This is a genomic window from Sphingomonas sp. M1A8_2b (genome assembly GCF_053345535.1).
The window spans coordinates 1,277,091-1,294,429 of the sequence record NZ_JBKFAH010000001.1 but is presented as its reverse complement, the minus strand read 5'-3'; the positions used below and the strand labels follow the sequence as shown (position 1 = coordinate 1,294,429).

Genomic DNA, 17,339 nt, shown 5'->3' with positions numbered 1-17,339 from the left:
TCCAAACAGCTGTCGACCGAGCATCCAGCTCCCATCCCATCGCCCCCTGCACGCGAACCGTCTCGTTTCGGCCCTAATTCGCTTGACCCGTCGCCCGCGCTGCCGAAAGGCCGCAACAGCCAAACCTAGTACGGGAACTCCAATGCCGATCGACACTGGACTGCCCCGCATTTCCTCGCGCAGCATCGGCATCATGGCGGCCGCGTTGTGCCTCGCCTCGCTCGCACTCTTCTGGCCGGGCATCGCGATGTACGACACCGTCGCGCAATATACGCAGGTGCTGTCGCGCGTCTACGACGACTGGCACCCCCCCGCGATGGTCCGGCTGTGGGTGCTGCTCGCCCCGCTTGGCGCCGGCGCGAGGCCGATGATCGTCCTGCAACTTGCCACCTACTGGCTCGGTCTCGGGCTGATCGCCGCCGTGCTCGCGCGAACCGGGCGGGGCCGCAGCGCCGTCGCGATCCTCGTCATCGGCCTGTTGCCGCCGTTCCTCGGCTGGCAGGGCGTCGTCCTCAAGGACGCGCAACTCACCGGCGCGTTGCTCGCGGCGCTCGGCATCGTCGGCTGGTATCGACTTGCCGGACGCCCCCTCTCGCGCGCGGCGCTGATCCCGGTCACGCTGCTGCTCGTCTATGCGGTCCTGGTGCGGGCGAATGCGGTGTTCATCGTCGTGCCGCTGGTAGTGGCGTTAGCGCCGCGCCCTGCCGGTCTCATCGCCAAGATCGTCACCGGCTCGATCGCGGTAGTCCTCGTCCTCGGCATCGCGCCGATCATCAACCACCAGATCCTTCGCGCGCAACGCAGCGGCGTGGAATCGACGCAGGCGCTGTTCGATCTCGCCGGGATCGCCGCGCGCGTCCCCGACGGCGATGCGATCGGTCTGACCCGCGCCGAGGCGGCCACCGTGATCGCGCGCCATTGCGCCTCGCCGTTCTTCTGGGATCCGCTCGGCGACGACGCGCACTGCGAGACGACGATGGACCGTCTGCGCACTCTGCCGATCGGCACGCTCTATGTCACGCTCGCCGGATCGGCGCTGCACCACCCGATCGCCTATGCCGAGCACCGGTTCGCGCATCTCAATTCTACCGACCGCTGGCTGGTCCCGTTCCACTGGCCGAGCGCCGCGCCGCCGACGTCGTCCGAGCCGAACGCGCTCGGCCTACCCAATCCCAACGCCGCAGCGGTAGCGTGGGAGACGGCAACCGGCACGATCGTCGAGACGCCGCTGGGCTGGCCGATCGCCTGGATCGTCGTCGCGATCACCGCGCTGGCCGCGTGCATGTCGCGCCCACGCAGCCCGACGCGCGATTTCGCGCTTGCGCTGCTCGTCTCCGCAGTCGCGCTGGAGGCGAGTTTCGGCGTGCTCAGCATCGCTTCCGACCTGCGCTATCACCTATGGTCGATGATCGCGACCGCGCTGGCCGTCGTCGTGCTCGCCGACGGTTCGCCACCAAGGAAGCCCCTGGCAATCGGCACGGCGGTGCTCGCGATCGTCATCGTCGGCGGGCTGGCGGCGCGCCTGACGCTGCCGCTACCGCCACAAACCTACGCCGGCATGCTCGGCTGAAGCGCGGCTGTCGTTAGCGCCGCCGACGCAGCTTCCGCCGCGGCGACGCCACCGTCTCGTAATATTCGGTGGTCGTCGTGGTGGTGGTGGTCACTGGTGCGGACTGCACGACCACCGTCGTCGACCCCGCCGGATACGCGCCGCCGCTGGCAGTCGTGACGGTCGTCAATCCGTCCGGCGACACCCAGTTGGCGCCGGGTGCGACGGTGTAGCTGCGCGGCTGACGATCGTCTGCTCGATAGGGAGGCGGCGGCTGTGGCGAATAATCGGCAGCATAGGCGGGCGGCGGCGCATAGGTCGCCCCGTAGTCCGAACGGGGCTGGTAGTCCGACCGCGCGTCGTCCGAACGCGCAGATCTTTGAGGGGGCGGTTGCGGCGCACGACGGCCACGGTCCTCGGTCTTGTCGATCGCATAGCCCGCCGCCGCGCCGACGCCCGCACCGATCAGCGTCCCGCCAAGACGATTGCCGCGCCCTGCAATGACGTTGCCGGCGAGGCCGCCGGCGACCGCGCCGATCGCCGCGCCACCCAGACCATTGTCGCGGCGGGGTACGGGCCGACCGTCATACGCGCGATCGCTTGGCCCAGCATAAACTGAGTCATCGGCCGCATAGTCCCGCGGACTAATCGCCTGATACCCACCGGAATCGGGGCGATCCCAATCGACGTTGCCGACCGTGTCGTAGACCGATCCCCGCGCGTCGATCAGCACCGCGTCGTCGTAATAGCGTACCCAGTTATACCCTTGGGGCGGTTGCGGAAGGCTGTAGGTCGCCCAGTCGCCGACATAGAAGCGCGGCGCATTCCAATAGCCCGGCACCGCCCAGCCGCGATGCGGCCGGCGATATCCGGCCCAGCCGCCGGGCGCATTGGCACCGCCCCACCAGCGACCGCCGATCTTGCTGCCCCAGCGCGGCTGGCGGTGCGGCAAAGCCTGTGTCGATGTACGGACGACGGGAGGGGTCGCCGCAATCGGACCCGGCCTGCGTGCGTCGGCCATCGGTGCCTGCATCACCGCCCCCGGCATGCCGTAGCTTGCGCCCGGCCGCTGCTGTGCCTCGGCCGTGCCGGCGCCGACCAGCGCCAGTCCCGCGCCTGCAATCAAAACGCTCCGCATGTCCGTCTCCCCGGTTCCGCCACCCGATCCCGCGCAAACGCGGGATGTCTTAACGGGTTGCTTACCAAAGCCGCGGGTCGGTCGCCAGCAAGCGTGCTGTCCCGAAACGGATCAGGTGGCTAGAGCCGTTCGCCGAGCAACGCCGCCAGCGCTTCGCAGCCCGCAGCGTCTTCGGCATCGAACCGCGCGGGCTCGGGGCTGTCGAGATCGAGCACCGCGACCAGCGCGCCGTTCTTGGTCACCGGCACCACCAGCTCCGACCGGCTCGCGGCATCGCACGCGATATGGCCGGGAAATGCGTGGACGTCCTCCACCACCTGCGTGGTCAACGTCGCCGCAGCGGCACCGCAAACCCCTTTGCCTACCGGGATGCGGATACACGCGACCTTGCCCTGGAACGGCCCGAGCACGAGTTCGCCTGCGTCTTCGGGGAGGACCCGGTAAAAGCCTGCCCAGTTCAGATCCGGCAGATATTCCCACACCAGCGCCGCCGCATTCGCCATGTTGGCGATCGGATCACGCTCGTCCGCGGTCAGCGCGTCGAGCGCGGCGAGCAGGTCGCGGTAGAGATCGGCCTTGCTGCCGACGGCAATATCGAACTGGTACATGATGTCTTCCTTGGTCGGCCGCATAAATGGGGCGGTTGCGGACAGGATCAATCGTCGCGGACCTTGCCCCGTCCGGCCTTGACCCCGCTCCGCACCTTCTTCGTATCGACCCGCCGCGCTTTCGCCGCCTTGGACGGCTTGGTCGCGCGGCGGGCCTTGGGGACGATCGTCGCTTCCTTGATCAGCGCGACCAAGCGCTCGCGGACTTCCTGGCGGTTGAGCAACTGCGACCGCGAGCCTTCGCTACGCAGTACCAGGACGCCGTCGCGCGTGAGGCGCGAGCCCGCGAGCACGGCGATACGGTTCTTCACCGCCAGCGGCAGGCCCGGCGAGAGGCCGACGTCGAACCGCAGGATCACCGCGCTGTCGGTAGTGTTGACGTGCTGACCACCGGGACCGCCCGAGCGGGTCGTGCTTTCGATCAGTTCGCTGTCGTCGATCGAGATCGACCGGGTGATCGGGATCGCGACCATAAGCCCCTCGCCCGCTCAGTCGTCGGCAGCGTCGGGCGTCGTTACCGCATCGGCAGCCGGAGCGACGTTGGCGACCCGAGCAGCTTCGTCCGCAAAACCGGCTTTCGCGAACCGCTCGGGCAGCGGCGCTTCGGCGAGCACGTCGGGCTTGCCCGGACGCGGCACGATCAGGCGTTGCGCGTGGAGCATCATGCCGAGGCCGTCCGCCTTGCCGTACACCCCGTCACCGACCACCGGCGCGCCGAGGCCGCTCGCGGCGTGGACGCGGATCTGGTGGGTGCGGCCGGTCTCGGGCAGGAACTCGACCAGCGAGCGTCCGTCCTTGATCTCGAGAATGCGCCACTTGGTCCGCGACTTCTTACCGTTCGGGTCCTCGACCATCCGCCAGCCGGTCTCGGCGGTGCTGACCTTGCCGAGCGCCATCTCGATCAAGCCGGACGTGCCTTCGACCACGCCGTCGAGCAGCGCGACGTAGCGCTTCGACACGAGGCCCTGCTCGAACGCCTGCTGTAACCGGGCGTGTGCCTTCGGGTTGCGCGACAGGAGCAGGCAACCGCTCGTGTCGCGGTCGAGCCGGTGCACCGCCTTCGGCCAGCGCTGGAAGCCGAACTTCAGGCTTTCGAGATGATTTTCGAGGCTCAGCGAGCCATCGCGGGGCGGATCGACCGGCAGCCCTGCGGGTTTGTCGATCACCAGGGCCTCGCCGTCGAGGAAGAGTACGCGTTCACCATGCATGCCGCCGCCCTTGCCATCATTAGCGCCTGCGTGCCAGAGCCGTCGCGATGTTGCACCGCACACTCGCCCTTATCCTACTGCTGGCCCCGACCGTTGCCGAGGCGCAGTTGTGCGAAGGCCAGAGCCCGGTGCTCTCCGCGGATGGCCGCGCGTTCGGGCATCTGCCGTATGGCGACGCCGCGGAAACCGAGCTGGTCACGCTGCCATCGGAGTATTCGGTAGGCAACCCCTGCGTGGTGCGTGCCGACATGCTGCCCGACCTGTTGCGGCTGTTCGCGGCGGCGCAGGGCGATCCGTCGGTGATGGGCCAGCTGAAGGCATTGTCGTGCCAGCGCTCGATCGCTCGGCAGCGTGCGGTGTTCTGTCGGGGCGGTGGCAGCGATGCCGCCGACCGCGCGATCTCGGTGGCGCCACCGGGCTATAGCGAGCATTCGACGGGCTATGCCCTGGACTTCGCCGTCCGTCCGACGAACGGGTGTCCCGATGCGGAAGCGTGCATGGCTGCGACGCCAGCTGCACGCTGGCTTCGGTCGAACGCGCCGCGGTTCGGGTTCGAGCAGAGCTTTCCCGGCGGGAACAAGCAGAACGTGAAGTGGGAGCCCTGGCACTGGCGCTGGGTGGGCACGAGCGGCAGTGCGCCCGGGGCGGCGAAGGCGCGGTTCGTGTTTGCGCGGGCGCGCAGGTTATATCCGGCGGATCCTGCGGTGGTGCCGCTGGTGGTGAAGGTTTCGGCGCAACCGCCGGTGCCGGTGGCTGCGCCGATTGCTTTGCCCGCGAAGAAGAAGCGTCGCTAGCCTGCGTCGAAGCCTCGCTAGCAGTAACTACGGCGCCACCCCGGCGAAGGCCGGGGCCCAATTGGGTGACGCCGCTGGTTTAGCGCAGCGCTCCGTTACGACGACCTCACCAATTGGGCCCCGGCCTCCGCCGGGGGGGTATCGTTTGGCGGAACTACTTGCGGATCACGATGTCGTGTCGGTCGCCGGCGCCGCCGATTAGTGCAGCACCGCGCCGCCCGGTCGGACCACACCGTCCTGCAATGCATGATCGTACAGGATTTCGGTTTCGAGCATCACCTGGCTCGACAGTCGATCAAGCATCGACTCGGCCTGGACACCGAACTTTTCCCAGTCACCCGGCATGATGACCGGCAGCCAGCGACCGATGAACGCCTTCCAGTCGGAACGGAGGATGTCGAGATTCTCCTCCATCGTCGCGATCGTGTCGGGCGAATATTTCGTCTCCATCGCCATCACCGTGCGATCGATCACCTCGTCCTCGAGATCGAGATGCTTGGCGACGGTGAGCGCGAGCTCGATCAGCTTTCGCGATGCAACGTCGCTCTGCTCGCGCGAGCCCTGCGCCAAGTCGGCGAGATCGATGCACTGTTCGGCGATCCGCCTGTGATCGTCGATCAACTGCGCCCAGTTCGCGCGATCCTCGTCCGAGGCCGCGGGGACCATCACCCTGTCGCTTGCCACCTTGTCGTTCATCCTGCCGTATCCCCCGTACGTATACGATCGACGCGTTACCGCGGATGCGCCTAGCGTTGCAGACGGCTCATAATCTATAGTATTTTCGTCACTATCGATGTTTCAAAACAACCCGTTTCTCGCTGGCGCGGCTCGATCTGGCGGCGCGCCCTTTGACATGACGCCCCCACGCGCCTATATCCGCCTCTCACCACAGCATCCGGGAAATGACATGCCGTCGCGCAGCGTGTCGATCGTATTGGATACCGAGGTTTCATACGCTGAGAGCCGCCGCACCTGATGCGCGCGGCCTTTTTGCGTGAACGTGCGTCCCGCTTGGGGGTTCCCAAGCACGAAATTACGACTGATCCGTCAGTTTTTATAGGGCGAAACAAAACCTATGGCTTCCAAGGCGATCGAACACGGCACTGCAAAGCGCCGTATCCGCAAGGTTTTCGGCAACATCCACGAAGTCGTGCAGATGCCGAACCTGATCGAAGTCCAGCGCGAGAGCTATGAACAGTTCCTGCGCTCCGACAAGTCGATCGGCCACGTCTCGGGTCTCGAGAAGACGCTGCGCAGCGTGTTCCCGATCCAGGATTTCGCCGGCACCGCCTATCTCGATTTCGATGACTACGTGCTTGAGCCGCCGAAGTTCGACGTCGAGGAATGCCGCCAGCGCGGGATCACCTATGCCGCGCCGATGCGCGTCACGCTGCGTCTGACCGCGTTCGAGGTCGATCCCGATACCGAGGCCAAGTCGGTCATCGATATCAAGGAGCAGGACGTGTACATGGGCGACATGCCGCTCATGACCGAGAACGGCACGTTCTTCATCAACGGCACCGAGCGCGTCATCGTTTCGCAGATGCACCGTTCGCCGGGCGTCCTGTTCGATCACGATCGCGGCAAGACGCACGCATCGGGCAAGTATCTGTTCGCGGCGCGCGTGATCCCATATCGCGGTTCGTGGCTCGATTTCGAGTTCGACGCGAAGGACATCGTCAACGTCCGCATCGATCGCAAGCGCAAGCTGCCCGTCACGGCGCTGCTCTACGCGCTTGGCATGACGTCGGAGGAAATCCTCAACTATTTCTACAACCGCGTGACGTTCGTCCGCGGCCAGGGTGGCTGGATCGTTCCCTTCCAGGTCGAGAACTGGCGTGGCCAGAAGCCGATGTTCGACATCGTCGACGCGAAGACCGGCGAAGTCGTGTTCCCGAACGGCCAGAAGATTTCCCCACGCGCTGCCAACAAGGCGTTCAAGGATGGCCTGACCGACCTGCTGATCCCGACCGAGGAAATCTTCGGCCGCTATTCGGCGTACGATCTGATCGACGAGTCGACCGGCCGCATCTACATCGAAGCCGGTGACGAAGTGACCGCCGAGAACCTCGAACTGCTCGACCAGGCAGGCATCGAGCGTCTCGACCTGCTCGACATCGATCACGTCGCGACGGGTCCGTGGATCCGCAACACGCTCAAGGTCGACAAGGCCGAGGAGCGCGAGCAGGCGCTCAGCGACATCTACCGCGTGATGCGCCCCGGCGAGCCGCCGACGCTGGAGACCGCCGAGGCATTGTTCTCGGGTCTGTTCTTCGATCCGGATCGCTACGACCTGTCGGCCGTCGGCCGCGTGAAGCTCAACATGCGTCTCGACCTCGACGTCGAGGACACCGTGACGACGCTGCGCACCGAGGACATTCTCGAGGTCATCAAGACGCTCGTGAACCTCAAGGACGGCAAGGGCGAAATCGACGATATCGACAACCTCGGCAACCGTCGTGTCCGTTCGGTCGGCGAACTGCTCGAGAATCAGTACCGCGTCGGCCTGCTCCGCATGGAGCGCGCCGTGAAGGAGCGCATGTCGTCGGTCGATGTCTCGACCGTCATGCCGAACGACCTGATCAACGCGAAGCCTGCGGTTGCCGCGGTCCGCGAATTCTTCGGCTCGTCGCAGCTGTCGCAGTTCATGGATCAGACCAACCCGCTGTCGGAAGTCACCCACAAGCGTCGCGTGTCCGCACTTGGACCAGGTGGTCTGACGCGTGAGCGCGCCGGCTTCGAAGTCCGCGACGTTCATCCGACGCACTACGGCCGCATCTGCCCGATCGAGACGCCGGAAGGCCCGAACATCGGTCTGATCAACTCGCTCGCCAGCTTCTCGCGGGTGAACAAGTACGGCTTCATCGAGACGCCATACCGCAAGGTCGTCGACCACAAGGTCACCGACGACGTCGTCTACCTGTCGGCAATGGAAGAGGCCAAGCACACGATCGCGCAGGCTAACGCCGAGCTCGACTCGTCGAACGGCTTCGTCGAGGAGCTGGTGTCGTCGCGCCAGGCTGGCGAATTCCTGATGGCGCTGCCCGACAACATCACGTTGATGGACGTCAGCCCCAAGCAGCTCGTCTCGGTCGCCGCATCGCTCATTCCGTTCCTGGAAAACGATGACGCCAACCGCGCGCTGATGGGCTCGAACATGCAGCGTCAGGCCGTGCCGCTCGTCCAGGCCGAGGCGCCGTTCGTCGGCACCGGCATGGAAGAGACGGTTGCGCGTGACTCTGGCGCCGCGATCTCGGCAAAGCGTGCGGGCATCGTCGACCAGGTCGACGCGGCGCGTATCGTGATCCGGGCGACCGGCGAGATCGATGCCGGCAAGTCGGGCGTCGATATCTACACGCTGATGAAGTTCCAGCGTTCGAACCAGTCGACCTGCATCAACCAGCGTCCGCTGGTGAAGGTGGGCGATGCGGTTCGTGCAGGCGACGTGCTCGCCGACGGCCCGTCGACCGAGTTCGGCGAGCTGGCGCTGGGTCGCAACAGCCTCGTCGCGTTCATGCCGTGGAACGGCTACAACTACGAGGATTCGATCCTGATCTCCGAGCGGATCGTGAAGGACGACGTGTTCACGTCGATCCATATCGACGAGTTCGAGGTGATGGCGCGCGACACGAAGCTCGGGCCTGAGGACATCACGCGCGATATCCCGAACGTCGGCGAGGAAGCCCTGCGCAACCTCGACGAGGCGGGCATCGTCTACATCGGTGCAGAGGTCGAGCCGGGCGATATTCTCGCCGGCAAGATCACGCCGAAGGGTGAATCGCCGATGACGCCAGAGGAGAAGCTTCTCCGCGCGATCTTCGGCGAGAAGGCCAGCGACGTGCGCGATACGTCGCTTCGCCTGCCGCCGGGCGTGTCGGGTACGGTCGTCGACGTTCGCGTCTTCAACCGTCACGGCATCGACAAGGACGAGCGCGCGATGGCGATCGAGCGCGAGGAGATCGAGCGCCTGAAGAAGGATTCGGACGACGAGCGTTCGATCCTGAACCGTGCGACCTGGTCGCGTCTTCGCGAGATGCTGCTCGACCAGACCGCCACCTCGGCGCCGAAGGGCGTCAAGAAGGGCGTCGTGATCGACATGGATCTGCTCGACAGCGTCGACCGCCACGAGTGGTGGAAGTTCGCGGTCGCCGACGACAAGGTCCAGAGCGATCTGGAAGCGGTCAAGATCCAGTATGACGATGCAGCCAAGCTGATCACGGACAAGTTCCACGATCGTCGCGAGAAGCTGGAGCGTGGTGACGAACTGTCGCCGGGCGTGCTGAAGATGGTCAAGGTGTTCGTCGCGGTGAAGCGCAAGCTGCAGCCGGGCGACAAGATGGCCGGCCGTCACGGTAACAAGGGCGTCATCAGCCGCATCCTGCCGGCGGAGGACATGCCGTTCCTCGCCGACGGTACGCCGGTCGATATCGTGCTCAACCCGCTGGGCGTGCCGTCGCGCATGAACGTCGGGCAGATCTTCGAGACGCATCTAGGCTGGGCCGCACGTGGCCTGGGTCAGTCGATCACCGCGGCTCTCGAGACGTGGCGCGAAGAGAATCCGGACGCCAAGCCGGGTGCGATGCCCGAGGCGGTCCGCGATCGCCTGAAGACGGTGTACGGCGAGCAGTATCACGCCGAGATCGACGCCCGCACGGGTGACGAGATCGTCGAGCTGGCCAAGAACCTGAAGGGCGGCGTGCCGATGGCGACGCCGGTGTTCGATGGTGCCCGCGAAGCGGATGTGTCGGCGATGCTGGCGCTGGCGGGCCTCGACACGTCGGGTCAGTCGGACCTGTTCGACGGCCGCACCGGCGATCAGTTCGATCGCAAGGTGACGGTGGGCTACATCTACATGCTGAAGCTTCACCATCTGGTCGACGACAAGATCCACGCACGGTCGATCGGGCCGTACTCGCTCGTCACGCAGCAGCCGCTGGGTGGTAAGGCGCAGTTCGGTGGGCAGCGCTTCGGCGAGATGGAGGTCTGGGCACTCCAGGCCTACGGCGCGGCGTACACCCTGCAGGAAATGCTGACGGTGAAGTCCGATGACGTGGTCGGCCGCACCAAGGTCTACGAGGCGATCGTCAAGGGCGACGATACGTTCGAGGCCGGCATTCCGGAGAGCTTCAACGTGCTCGTCAAGGAAATGCGCTCGCTCGGCCTGAATGTGGACCTGAAGCAGTCGGAGCCCGGCTTCGACAGCGACGGCATCCAGATCGCGGCGGAGTAAGCCTCGCTCCTCCCCTCCCGCTTGCGGGAGGGGTCGGGGGAGGGCCTGTCCCCGCAGGCACCACCCCGAGAGGCTACGACATCCCCTCCCCTAGCCCCTCCCGCCATGCGGAAGGGGAATGGAGAATAAAATGAACGAGATGACCCCCTTCGCCAATCCGGTCGCCAAGACCGAGACGTTCGACCAGATCCAGATCGGCATCGCGTCCCCGGACAAGATTCGTTCGTGGTCGTTCGGCGAGATCAAGAAGCCCGAGACTATCAACTACCGCACGTTCAAGCCCGAGCGTGACGGCCTGTTCTGCGCGCGCATCTTCGGTCCGATCAAGGATTACGAGTGCCTGTGCGGCAAGTACAAGCGCATGAAGTACAAGGGCATCGTCTGCGAGAAGTGCGGCGTCGAGGTTACCGTCTCGAAGGTTCGCCGCGAGCGGATGGGCCATATCGAGCTCGCCGCCCCGGTCGCGCATATCTGGTTCCTGAAGTCGCTGCCGTCGCGTATCGGCCTGCTGCTCGACATGCAGCTGAAGCAGCTCGAGCGCGTGCTGTACTTCGAGGCGTACATCGTCATCGAGCCGGGACTGACCCCGCTCGAGAAGTATCAGCTGATGACCGAGGACGAGCTCCTCGACGCGCAGGACCAGTATGGCGAGGACGCGTTCTCGGCCGGTATCGGTGCCGAAGCGGTCCGCATCATGCTCGAGTCGCTCGATCTCGTCGGTGAGCGTACCGCGCTGCTCGAAGAGCTCGCGGTCACCAAGTCCGAGCTGAAGCCCAAGAAGATCATCAAGCGCCTGAAGGTCGTCGAGAGCTTCATCGATTCGGGCAACCGCCCCGAGTGGATGATCCTCGAGGTCGTTCCGGTCATCCCGCCCGAGCTGCGCCCGCTGGTGCCGCTGGACGGTGGTCGTTTCGCGACGTCGGATCTGAACGATCTGTATCGCCGCGTGATCAACCGCAACAACCGCCTGAAGCGCCTGATGGAGCTCCGCGCGCCGGACATCATCGTCCGCAACGAGAAGCGCATGCTCCAGGAAGCCGTCGACGCATTGTTCGACAACGGTCGCCGCGGTCGCACGATCACGGGCGCCAACAAGCGTCCGCTGAAGTCGCTGTCCGACATGCTCAAGGGCAAGCAGGGCCGCTTCCGTCAGAATCTGCTCGGCAAGCGCGTCGACTACTCGGGTCGTTCGGTCATCGTGACCGGGCCTGAGCTGAAGTTGCACCAGTGCGGCCTGCCGAAGAAGATGGCGCTCGAGCTGTTCAAGCCGTTCATCTACGCGCGTCTCGATGCGAAGGGTCTGTCGATGACCCTGAAGCAGGCGAAGAAGTGGGTCGAGAAGGAGCGCAAGGAAGTCTGGGACATCCTGGACGAGGTGATCCGCGAGCATCCGGTCATGCTGAACCGTGCGCCGACGCTTCACCGTCTCGGCATCCAGGCGTTCGAGCCGGTTCTGATCGAGGGAAAGGCGATCCAGCTTCACCCGCTGGTCTGCTCCGCGTTCAACGCCGATTTCGACGGCGATCAGATGGCCGTGCACGTCCCGTTGTCGCTCGAAGCGCAGCTCGAAGCACGCGTCCTGATGATGTCGACGAACAACATCCTGTCGCCAGCGAACGGCAAGCCGATCATCGTTCCGTCGCAGGACATGGTCCTCGGTCTCTATTATCTGTCGATGATGAAGGAGAACGAGCCGGGCCAGGGGATGCTGCTCGGTGACATGGCCGAAGTGCACCAGGCGCTGAACGCTCAGGCGGTCACGCTGCACACCAAGGTCATCAGCCGCGTTCCGCAGACCGACGAGAAGGGCAAGCAGTACCTCAAGCGGTACGAGACGACCCCGGGCCGCATGCTGCTCGGCGAGTGTCTGCCGCATAGCCACAAGGTGCCGTTCGACACCGTCAACCGCCTGCTCACCAAGAAGGACGTGGGCGACGTGATCGACGAGGTCTATCGTCACACCGGCCAGAAGGAGACCGTGCTGTTCGCCGACGCGATCATGTCGCTCGGCTTCCGCCACGCCTTCCGCGCCGGCATCTCGTTCGGCAAGGACGACATGATCATTCCGGACGCCAAGGTTGGTCTGGTCGACGACACCAAGGCGCTCGTGAAGGACTTCGAGCAGCAGTATCAGGACGGTCTGATCACGCAGCAGGAGAAGTACAACAAGGTGATCGACGCCTGGAGCCGTTGCGGTGACCAGGTCGCGAACGCCATGATGGACGAAATCCGTGCGGTGAAGGTCGACGAAGAGACCGGCCGTGAAAAGCCGATCAACTCGATCTACATGATGGCCCATTCGGGTGCTCGTGGTTCGCAGGCGCAGATCAAGCAGCTTGCCGGTATGCGCGGCCTGATGGCCAAGCCGTCGGGCGAGATCATCGAAACGCCGATCATCTCGAACTTCAAGGAGGGTCTCACCGTCCTCGAGTACTTCAACTCGACCCACGGCGCTCGTAAGGGCCTCGCGGATACGGCGTTGAAGACCGCGAACTCGGGTTACCTGACGCGTCGTCTGGTCGACGTGTCGCAGGATTGCGTCATCATCGAACCGGATTGCGGCACGACCCGCGCGCTGGAGATGAAGGCCATTCTCCAGGGTGGTTCGACGATCGCAAGCCTCGGCGAGCGCATCCTCGGTCGTACGACCGCGGAGGACATCGTCGATCCGAAGACCGGCAAGGTCGTCATCCCGTCGGGCACGCTGCTCGACGAGCCGATGATCACGACGATCGAAGGCCTCGGCACGCAGTCGTGCAAGATTCGCAGCCCGCTGGTCTGCGAGTCGAAGATCGGCGTCTGCGGCAAGTGCTACGGGCGCGATCTCGCCCGCGGTACGCCGGTCAACATCGGTGAAGCTGTCGGCGTCATCGCCGCGCAGTCGATCGGTGAGCCGGGCACGCAGCTGACGATGCGTACGTTCCACATCGGTGGTGCGGCGCAGCTCAACGAAACGTCGAACCTCGAGGCGCACGCCGACGGTACGGTGCAGTTCCGCGATCTGCGTATCATCGTCGACCAGCGTGGCCGTCGCGTGGTGCTCAGCCGCTCGGGCGAAATCGCGATCGTCGACATGGACGGCCGCGAGCTCTCGGTCGATCGCATCCCCTACGGTGCGTACGTGCTGTTCGACGATGGTCACATCGTGTCGCGCGGCGACCGGATGGCCGAGTGGGATCCGTTCACCATGCCGGTGATCACGGAGAACCCGGGCACGATCAAGTATGTCGACCTGATCGAGGGCAAGACGCTGACCGAGCAGACCGACGAAGCCACGGGCATCGCCCAGCGCGTCGTGATCGAATATCGTGCGGCGACCAAGTCGAAGGAGGATCTGCGTCCGCGCATGACCCTGCTCGACGAGACGTCGGGCGAGACCGGTCGTTACATGCTGGCGATCGGCGCGACGTTGTCGGTCGAGGATGGCGCACAGGTGTTCGGCGGCGACGTCGTGGCCCGCGTCAGCCGCGAGAGCGCCAAGACGCGCGACATCACCGGTGGTCTGCCGCGTGTTGCCGAGCTGTTCGAGGCGCGTATCCCCAAGGACTCGGCGATCATCGCCAAGATCTCGGGCCGTGTCGTGTTCGGCAAGGACTACAAGGCGAAGCGCAAGATCGGCATCCAGCCCGAGGACGGCGGCGACGTCGTCGAGTATCTGGTGCCGAAGTCGAAGGTCATCGACGTCCAGGAAGGCGATTACGTCAAGCGCGGCGATAACCTGATCGGCGGCTCGCCCGATCCGCACGACATCCTCGAGACGATGGGTATCGAACCCCTCGCCGAGTATCTCGTGTCGGAAATCCAGGAGGTCTATCGTCTCCAGGGCGTGAAGATCAACGACAAGCACATCGAGACGATCGTCCGTCAGATGCTGCAGAAGGTCGAGATCACGGACGGCGGCGACACCACGCTGCTGAAGGGCGAGCAGGTCGATCGCGAGGAAATGGACGCGACCAACGAGAAGCTCGAGAAGAAGCAGACCCGCGCACAGGGCAAGCCCATCCTGCTCGGCATCACCAAGGCGTCGCTGCAGACCCGCAGCTTCATCTCGGCGGCATCGTTCCAGGAGACCACCCGGGTGCTCACCGAAGCAGCCGTGCAGGGTAAGCAGGACATGCTGATGGGCCTGAAGGAGAACGTGATCGTCGGCCGGCTTATCCCGGCAGGCACCGGTGCAGGTCTCAACCGCCTGCGTGTCGTGGCCAACAGCCGCGACGCCTCGATGCGCGTCGCCCAGCGCAAGATGGCCGAAGCTTCGATCGTCGCGCCCAAGGACGCGAAGGAAGAGCATGACGCCGAGTTGGCCCGCTCGGCGCGCGACGCAGGCGGCACGGGTGAAGACCCGCTCGCTGCGGTCGTGACCTCGGGCACCGGCACCGATGCGGATGCCGGCGAGTATCTGAACACGCCCGAGTAATCAGGTTCGTCAGCTACTGGCGCTGAAAGGCCGCCGTCCGGGACACCGGGCGGCGGCTTTTTTTTGTTGGGTGACCTGACGGTGCAGGCCGCCGGTTCAAGACGAACGGCACACGACCACTCGCGGTTGCCCGCAACCGGGCTTCGCTTGTGATCAAACAAGGTACGTTTACAGCGTCATGGCATTCATTCGTCGCGCAGAAGCCCCGCGCTGAAACATCCCGAACACATCGCTGGCGTAGGATCTTCCGATGACTTCAGCTTCCGCCGACGAAATGACCAAACCCGTGCTGCTCGTGGTGGACGACGATCACGCGATCCGGACGCTGCTGGCACAGAGCTTGGGGATGCATGGCTATCAGGTCGAGACAGCGACCAACGCGCAGGAAATGGACGGCGTGCTGGCGCGGTGCCCCGTCTCGCTGATCCTGCTCGACGTGATGATGCCGGGCGAGGACGGGCTGTCGGTCTGTCGCCGGTTGTCGCGGGTCGGCGCCCCACCGGTGGTGATGCTCAGCGCGCTCGGCGACGAGCCCGATCGCATCCTCGGGTTGGAGATCGGCGCGAGCCATTACCTCTCCAAGCCCTGCAGTCCGCGCGAAATCCTGGCGACCGTCCGCGCGGCGCTGCGGGCTCGCGAAATTCAGGACTCGGGCGAAAGCCGGTCGTTCGGGTTTCTCGGCTGGCGGGTCGATTTTGCCGCACACGAGCTGTTCGATCCCGAAGGCACCCTGATCGACCTGACCGATGGCGAATTCGCCGTGCTGAGGGCATTCGTCGAGCGGCCCCGCCGCGTCCTGGCGCGCGATGCGCTGCTCGAGGCGGCGCGCGGGCCCGATACCGATGCGTTCGACCGCGCGATCGATGTCCAGGTCAGCCGCCTGCGTCGCAAGCTGCGCTCGCGCGGCGACGAGATCATCCGGACGATCCGCAACGAAGGCTATTTCTTCGTCCCCCGCGTGGTACGCCAGTGACCGCGTCGACGACCGCGAGCGGCAAGCGGAACGCGCTGGTCCAATCCCCCGGGCTTCGCCCGTGGTCGCTGTTCGTCCGCATCCTCGCGCTGCTGTTGACGACCGTATTGCTCGTCCAGGTCCTCAACTTCGCGATCGTCCTGCTGATGCCGCCGCCGATGCCGGTGATCTATACGACCGCACGCGTTGCGGGCGTGGTCCGGTCGGGCAGCGACCCCGCCAAGCTGCTGACGATGAAGATCACCAGCGGCCCGCCGCAGCCGACCGACAATCCGCGCGACCTTCGTCTCGCAAAGCTGATCGCCAGCGACCTCGCGCTGCCCGCCGAACGGGTCACCGTCGAAACCGAGCGATCGGCGATGCCGATGCTCGCGGGCGCGCTACGGCCACCGATGCCGATGGGGATGGGTCGGCCTCGCAATCACCCGCAATCGTTCGAGAATGCGCTGTTCGGTCCGTTCGTGGTGTCGATCGAACGACGCGACGGGCGGTGGCTGGTGATCCGCCCGACCAACGGCACGATCGGCCCGTGGCGCGCGCGGATCGTGCTGTGGTTCCTGGTTGCGATGGCGGTGGTCGCACCGATCGCCTGGGCGTTGGCGCGGCGCGTCGCCAAACCGATCGGTCGGTTTGCCGCCGCCGCCGAACGGCTCGGCCGCGATCCGCGCGCCGATCCCCTGCCCGTCACCGGCCCGCCCGAGATCGCCGAGGCCGCCAGCGCCTTCAACCTGATGCAGGAGCGGCTCAACCGCTATGTCGAGGATCGTACGACGTTGATCGCGGCGGTCGCGCATGACCTGCGGACACCGCTGATGCGGCTGTCGCTGCGGCTCGAAAAGGCGCCCGAAGATATCCGCGTCGCCAGCGAAGGTGATATCCAGGAGATGAGCCAGCGGATCGGCTCGGCGATGGCGTTCGTCCGCGACATGACCCGTCATGTCCGCCGCCAGAAGCTCGACCTCCGGTCACTGGCCGAGAGCGTCACCGACGATTTCGCCGATCGCGGCGATCGGGTGGTGCTGCATCCGGGCCCGCCGCTGACGATCGAAGGCGATACGCCGTCGCTGAAGGCCCTGCTCGCGAATCTGGTCGGCAATGCGGTCAATTATGCCGGGAACGCCGACGTCCAGCTGCGCCGCGTCGGCGGCATGGCGGTGCTCGAAGTGTCCGATTCCGGCACCGGCATGGCGCCCGCTGATCTGGCGCGCGCGTTCGAGCCGTTCTTTCGCGCCGAACAGTCGCGCAACCGCGATACCGGCGGCAGCGGGCTCGGCCTCGCCAGCGTCCGCGCCGTCGCCCGTGGCCATGGCGGCGAGGCGACGATCGAAAACCGCGTCGAAGGCGGGCTTCTGGTGCGCGTGACCCTGCCGGTCTGAGGCACTCCCCATGCACCCACCGATCACGCCGACACATCGCGGCAAC

General features: G+C 65.5%; 11 protein-coding genes. 6 read left to right on the top strand and 5 right to left on the bottom strand.

All coding sequences use genetic code 11. From position 1 onward, the window contains the following. Window positions 1-142 precede the first annotated feature (142 nt). Complete coding sequence (locus tag ACLBWL_RS05990; protein ID WP_447791095.1) at window positions 143-1,570, top strand: hypothetical protein; 1,428 nt, start codon at window positions 143-145, stop codon at window positions 1,568-1,570. A gap of 13 nt (window positions 1,571-1,583) precedes the next feature. On the opposite strand, the gene ACLBWL_RS05985 is transcribed toward ACLBWL_RS05990, so the two are convergent. The 4 genes from ACLBWL_RS05985 to ACLBWL_RS05970 all read right to left on the bottom strand — a co-directional run bounded on the left by ACLBWL_RS05985 (window position 1,584) and on the right by ACLBWL_RS05970 (window position 4,503). Continuing rightward, window positions 1,584-2,687, bottom strand: coding sequence for an RcnB family protein (locus tag ACLBWL_RS05985; RefSeq protein ID WP_447791093.1), 1,104 nt, complete (start codon window positions 2,685-2,687; stop codon window positions 1,584-1,586). Between the two features lie 119 nt (window positions 2,688-2,806). Continuing rightward, the gene (locus ACLBWL_RS05980) at window positions 2,807-3,295 is read right to left on the bottom strand and encodes a GAF domain-containing protein (protein ID WP_447792020.1); all 489 of its coding nucleotides are present in this window, start codon (window positions 3,293-3,295) and stop codon (window positions 2,807-2,809) included. 47 nt (window positions 3,296-3,342) lie between these two features. After that, window positions 3,343-3,768: an alternative ribosome rescue aminoacyl-tRNA hydrolase ArfB gene (gene arfB / locus ACLBWL_RS05975; protein WP_093399511.1), complete on the bottom strand. Its 426-nt coding sequence runs from the start codon at window positions 3,766-3,768 to the stop codon at window positions 3,343-3,345. Between the two features lie 15 nt (window positions 3,769-3,783). Continuing rightward, entirely contained in the window at window positions 3,784-4,503 is a 720-nt protein-coding gene (locus ACLBWL_RS05970; RefSeq protein ID WP_447791091.1) for an RluA family pseudouridine synthase, read from the bottom strand. Window positions 4,504-4,550: 47 nt separating this feature from the next. Between ACLBWL_RS05970 and ACLBWL_RS05965 the strand changes: the two genes are divergently transcribed. Beyond that, the gene (locus ACLBWL_RS05965) at window positions 4,551-5,297 is read left to right on the top strand and encodes a M15 family metallopeptidase (RefSeq protein WP_447791089.1); all 747 of its coding nucleotides are present in this window, start codon (window positions 4,551-4,553) and stop codon (window positions 5,295-5,297) included. Between the two features lie 198 nt (window positions 5,298-5,495). Here the strand turns inward: ACLBWL_RS05965 and ACLBWL_RS05960 are convergent, their stop codons facing one another. Further along, entirely contained in the window at window positions 5,496-5,993 is a 498-nt protein-coding gene (locus tag ACLBWL_RS05960; RefSeq protein ID WP_447791087.1) for a hemerythrin domain-containing protein, read from the bottom strand. A gap of 379 nt (window positions 5,994-6,372) precedes the next feature. Between ACLBWL_RS05960 and rpoB the strand changes: the two genes are divergently transcribed. From rpoB to ACLBWL_RS05940, 4 genes are all read left to right on the top strand, one after another. Beyond that, the gene (gene rpoB / locus ACLBWL_RS05955; protein ID WP_056051380.1) at window positions 6,373-10,527 is read left to right on the top strand and encodes a DNA-directed RNA polymerase subunit beta; all 4,155 of its coding nucleotides are present in this window, start codon (window positions 6,373-6,375) and stop codon (window positions 10,525-10,527) included. Between the two features lie 130 nt (window positions 10,528-10,657). After that, window positions 10,658-14,944, top strand: a complete 4,287-nt coding sequence (gene rpoC / locus ACLBWL_RS05950) for a DNA-directed RNA polymerase subunit beta' (RefSeq protein WP_447791085.1) — start codon at window positions 10,658-10,660, stop codon at window positions 14,942-14,944. A gap of 250 nt (window positions 14,945-15,194) precedes the next feature. After that, window positions 15,195-15,917 (top strand): response regulator, encoded by a 723-nt coding sequence (locus tag ACLBWL_RS05945; protein WP_447791083.1) that lies wholly within the window; start codon window positions 15,195-15,197, stop codon window positions 15,915-15,917. Then, complete coding sequence (locus ACLBWL_RS05940) at window positions 15,914-17,293, top strand: sensor histidine kinase (protein ID WP_447791081.1); 1,380 nt, start codon at window positions 15,914-15,916, stop codon at window positions 17,291-17,293. Before ACLBWL_RS05945 ends, ACLBWL_RS05940 begins: the two co-directional genes overlap by 4 nt. The last annotated feature ends 46 nt before the right edge of the window (window positions 17,294-17,339 follow it).

Bases quoted from the DNA above. Each gene is read 5' to 3' on its own strand.
- ACLBWL_RS05990 (WP_447791095.1), top strand. From the start codon at position 143: ATGCCGATCGACACTGGACTGCCCCGCATTTCCTCGCGCAGCATCGGC.
- ACLBWL_RS05985 (WP_447791093.1), bottom strand. From the start codon at position 2,687: ATGCGGAGCGTTTTGATTGCAGGCGCGGGACTGGCGCTGGTCGGCGCC.
- ACLBWL_RS05980 (WP_447792020.1), bottom strand. From the start codon at position 3,295: ATGTACCAGTTCGATATTGCCGTCGGCAGCAAGGCCGATCTCTACCGC.
- arfB (WP_093399511.1), bottom strand. From the start codon at position 3,768: ATGGTCGCGATCCCGATCACCCGGTCGATCTCGATCGACGACAGCGAA.
- ACLBWL_RS05970 (WP_447791091.1), bottom strand. From the start codon at position 4,503: ATGCATGGTGAACGCGTACTCTTCCTCGACGGCGAGGCCCTGGTGATC.
- ACLBWL_RS05965 (WP_447791089.1), top strand. From the start codon at position 4,551: ATGTTGCACCGCACACTCGCCCTTATCCTACTGCTGGCCCCGACCGTT.
- ACLBWL_RS05960 (WP_447791087.1), bottom strand. From the start codon at position 5,993: ATGAACGACAAGGTGGCAAGCGACAGGGTGATGGTCCCCGCGGCCTCG.
- rpoB (WP_056051380.1), top strand. From the start codon at position 6,373: ATGGCTTCCAAGGCGATCGAACACGGCACTGCAAAGCGCCGTATCCGC.
- rpoC (WP_447791085.1), top strand. From the start codon at position 10,658: ATGAACGAGATGACCCCCTTCGCCAATCCGGTCGCCAAGACCGAGACG.
- ACLBWL_RS05945 (WP_447791083.1), top strand. From the start codon at position 15,195: ATGACTTCAGCTTCCGCCGACGAAATGACCAAACCCGTGCTGCTCGTG.